5 protein-coding genes are annotated in these 3,486 nt (G+C 77.8%); 1 reads left to right on the forward strand and 4 read right to left on the reverse strand.

Annotated elements, in window-relative coordinates; all coding sequences use genetic code 11:
- The first annotated feature begins 313 nt into the window (after window positions 1-313).
- Window positions 314-487 (forward strand): hypothetical protein, encoded by a 174-nt coding sequence (locus WCS02_RS18800; protein WP_340295815.1) that lies wholly within the window; start codon window positions 314-316, stop codon window positions 485-487.
- A gap of 37 nt (window positions 488-524) precedes the next feature.
- Here WCS02_RS18800 and WCS02_RS18805 read toward each other — a convergent pair whose 3' ends face one another.
- From WCS02_RS18805 to WCS02_RS18820, 4 genes are all read right to left on the reverse strand, one after another.
- Window positions 525-989 (reverse strand): DUF2231 domain-containing protein, encoded by a 465-nt coding sequence (locus WCS02_RS18805; protein ID WP_340295816.1) that lies wholly within the window; start codon window positions 987-989, stop codon window positions 525-527.
- Between the two features lie 58 nt (window positions 990-1,047).
- Window positions 1,048-1,947, reverse strand: a complete 900-nt coding sequence (locus WCS02_RS18810) for an MOSC domain-containing protein (protein WP_340295817.1) — start codon at window positions 1,945-1,947, stop codon at window positions 1,048-1,050.
- A gap of 64 nt (window positions 1,948-2,011) precedes the next feature.
- Window positions 2,012-3,136 carry a 23S rRNA (uracil(747)-C(5))-methyltransferase RlmC gene (gene rlmC, locus WCS02_RS18815; protein ID WP_340295818.1) on the reverse strand — a complete coding sequence of 375 codons (1,125 nt, stop codon included), beginning with the start codon at window positions 3,134-3,136 and terminating at the stop codon, window positions 2,012-2,014.
- A 44-nt stretch (window positions 3,137-3,180) separates the two neighbouring features.
- Window positions 3,181-3,360, reverse strand: coding sequence for a hypothetical protein (locus tag WCS02_RS18820; RefSeq protein ID WP_340295819.1), 180 nt, complete (start codon window positions 3,358-3,360; stop codon window positions 3,181-3,183).
- Between the last annotated feature and the right edge of the window lie 126 nt (window positions 3,361-3,486).

Raw genomic sequence — 3,486 nt, forward strand, 5'->3', positions numbered from 1 at the left:
GACTTCAGCACGGCGGTCCCGTCCCGCAGTGCCTGGCCGCCCACCGCGACGGCGACCGCCGCCAGGACCAGCGCGCTCACCGCCGCGCGCAGCACCCACCCGAGCACCCGGCGCGTGCCGGGGCGCACCGCGCGGGACCGCACCGCGTCTGCACGGCCGACATGGGGCCGGCCCGTGCCCGGTCGGCCGGTGGGGGGCGGCTGCACCCCCGGAGCGTGCCAGCCGCGCGGGCGGCCGTGGCACGGACGACCCGGCGGCCCCGCCCTCGTGCCGCCGTTCGCCGGTGACGCGCCGTGCCCGTACCGTCGCGCGCATGAGGGTCGTCGTCCCGCTCCTCGCGCTCCTGCTGGTCGTGCTGGCCGTCGGCTGCGCCGTCATGGCGGCCGTCGACGGACCGCGCTGGTTCGCGGCGCTCGGCGGCGTGCTCGTCCTCGGCGTGGCGGTGTGGGCCTGGGCCCGGTTCCGCTCGCTCGTCGCCCGCGACTGAGCCGAGGGACGGACCAGGGACGGACCTGGGACGGAGCTCAGGCGAAGAGGTAGCCCCACACCGACGACGCCCCCGACTCGCCCGCCAGGTAGGCGTACGCGGTCGCGGCCACGCCGAGCCCGGCCGCGAGCCAGGCGGCGACGCGGTGCGGCCGGCTGCCGGCACCGGCCCGTCGCGCCAGGACGGTGCTCACCACGGCCGCGAGCGCGAACGCCACGCCCAGGTACAGCACCATGTGGCCCAGGGCCGAGTGGTCGCCGAAGCCGTCGAGCGGGTCGCCCTGGCTGAGCAGGTGCGCCTGGAGCGCCTCGCCCGCCTGCTGGGCGACGAAGGCCGCGACCGCCCCGACGACCGCGAGCACCGTGACGAGCGGCCCGTAGGCCCCGGCCCACCGCGGGCGCGCCGCGACGGCCAGGGCGCCGAGCGTCGCCAGCGGCAGCAGCACGACGACGGCGTGGACGACGAGGGGGTGCAGGGGAAGGCCGGAGATCTCCAGGAGCATGGCCGCAGTCTGCGGCACCCGGGTCGCGCGCCGGCCGGGAGGCCCCGGGGGACGGCCGTCAGGGCCCGAGGACCACCCGGTCGCCCAGCGCCACCTCGCCGGGCACCTCGACCTCCGCGCCGACGGCGAAGGCGACCTCGCGACCCCCGGGGCCGTCGACGAGCCGGTCGTCTGCCAGGAGACGCAGCGGGTCCCAGTCCTCGCGGGCGCCGTCGCGGGGACGGCCCCGCACGACCGCGCACCGGGCCACGCCCGCCGTGACCCGCAGCGTCACCCCGCCGTCGTCCCTGGGACCCACGCGCAGCGTCCGGCCGTGCCAGCCGTCCTCGACGAACGGCGGCGCGCCGTCGGTCCGGACCGCGAGCGTGGCGCGCCAGCGCTCGGCGTCGGCCAGCAGCTCCTCCAGCGGGCGCGCGGGCCCCCCGGTCCCGGCGGAGGCCCGGCGCCGCTCGAGCTCGACCAGCGAGGACGTCGTGACCAGCGTGACGCCCTCGCCGTAGACGACGTCCCGGCGTCCGGCCCGGCACAGCACGACCTCGCGCCCCAGGACCGTGGACAACGTCGTCGTCAGGGCCGTGACGGCCGGCCCGCCGAGGACCTCCAGCCGGCAGGGCCGGCCCCAGTAGTCCGCCTCGAGCAGACCGACCGGACGGACCGGCACGGCCGTCGGCGGGTGGCCCGGGACCTCGACGACGAGGACGTCGCCGTCGTGACCGTCGTCTCCGTCCCGCCTGGTGCCGCTGGGACCTGGGGCTGTGCCCGTGCCGGCCGGCAGCGTGCGGGCCCGCAGCGACATCAGGCGCGGGTTCTCCACCGTCCGCAGGACGCGTGCGGCGACGGGGTCGACGAGCGCGAACCGTCGGTCGTGGACCGGCCCGCGGGCGTCGAGCCGCAGCCGGTCCGGGTGCTCCTGCGCGGCCCCCTTGAGGACGCTGACGCCGAGCCCGACCACCTCCACCGGCGGAGCGTACGACGGACCGACCGCGGGGCCGGCTGCGCGGCGGGCGCGGGCCGGGCGTAGGTCAGCCGCGCGACAGCAGCACGAGGACCTCGTGGTGGGCCGTCTGCGGGAACATGTCGAGCACCTGCGCCCGGCGCGGCCGCAGCGAGGGCATGGCCGCGAGGTCGCGGGCCAGCGAGGCGGCGTCGCAGCTGGAGTACAGGACGTGCGGCACGTCGGAGGCCTCGAGCCAGCCGGCCAGGGGCGCCCCGAGCCCGCGCCGCGGCGGGTTGACGACCACGAGGTCCGGGATCGAGGTGGCCGACAGCGCGAAGCCCGTCGCGTCGCCCGCCTCGAACCGGACGTCGGCCAGGCCGGCCTCGGCGGCGCTCGTCCGGGCCCCGCGCACCGCCTCTGCGCTGGTCTCGACCCCGGTGACCTGCCGGCCGGGGGCGGCCAGGTGCAGCGCGAACCCGCCGACGCCGCAGTACAGGTCCCACACGGTGGCGGGGGCCAGGTCGGCCACCCAGGCCGCGGCCTGCGCGTACAGGGCGGTCGCGATCTCGGTGTTGGTCTGGAAGAAGCTCTGCGGCGGCAGGTGCAGCCGGACCGGCCCCAGGGGCACCGGCAGCGTGGTGGCCTCCGTGAGGACGATCTCGCGCTCGCCCTCGAGGACCGCCGCGTGCGCGGGCTGCAGGTTGACCGAGGCGACGACGACCTGCGGGAGCCGGTCGAGCAGCCACGGCAGGTGCTTGCGGACCCGGGCGACGGGCTCCTGGGAGCGCAGCACGAACCGGACGAGCAGGCCGCCGTCGGGGGACTCGGTGACGAGCAGGTGCTTGAGCTCGCCGCGCCTGGTCGGCACGTCGTAGGGCGTCAGCGACGCACGGGTGACGAAGTCCGCGAGCACCGGCAGCGCGTCCGTGAGGCCGGGGCTGCAGATCCCGCAGGCGCGCAGGTCGACGCCGTGCCCGTCGCCGTCGAGGATCCCGAGGGTCGGTGCCTCGACGGTGCCGCCGACGACCATCTTCGCCTTGTTCCGGTACCCCGACCCGGACCCGGCCACGGGCGGCAGCCACACCAGGCCGGGGTGCTCGCCCAGGAGCGCCCGGCAGGCGGCGTCCTTGCGGGCGGTCTGCTCGGCGTGGGGGACACCCATCCACGTGCACGAGCGGCACGCGCCGGCGTCGAGGTAGGAGCACTGCATGTCGGGGACAAGGGTAGGCAGGGGCGGGGGCAGGGGCGTGCCGGTCACAGCGGCGGCAGCGGACCGTCCCCCGGGTGCTCGACGACGACCGGGTCGCCGGCCGTGACCTCGCCGGCGCGCTCGACGACGGCGAAGACGCCGACCCGCCCGACCGGCACGCCGTCCTCGTCGAGGGACACGCCGACCGGGTCCGTGGCGGGGTCGTCGTGGCGCGGGTACCGCACGCCGGTGACCCGGACCAGGGCCGTCGGCCCGAGGCGCAGCAGCGCGCCGGCGGGGCGGACGTCTCTGGACGGACTCGATGGCGGTGCGGCCGTAGACGATGGAGAAGAAGCCGGTGGCGTGGGCGT

The organism is Aquipuribacter hungaricus (assembly GCF_037860755.1).
Lineage (GTDB): Bacteria > Actinomycetota > Actinomycetes > Actinomycetales > JBBAYJ01 > Aquipuribacter > Aquipuribacter hungaricus.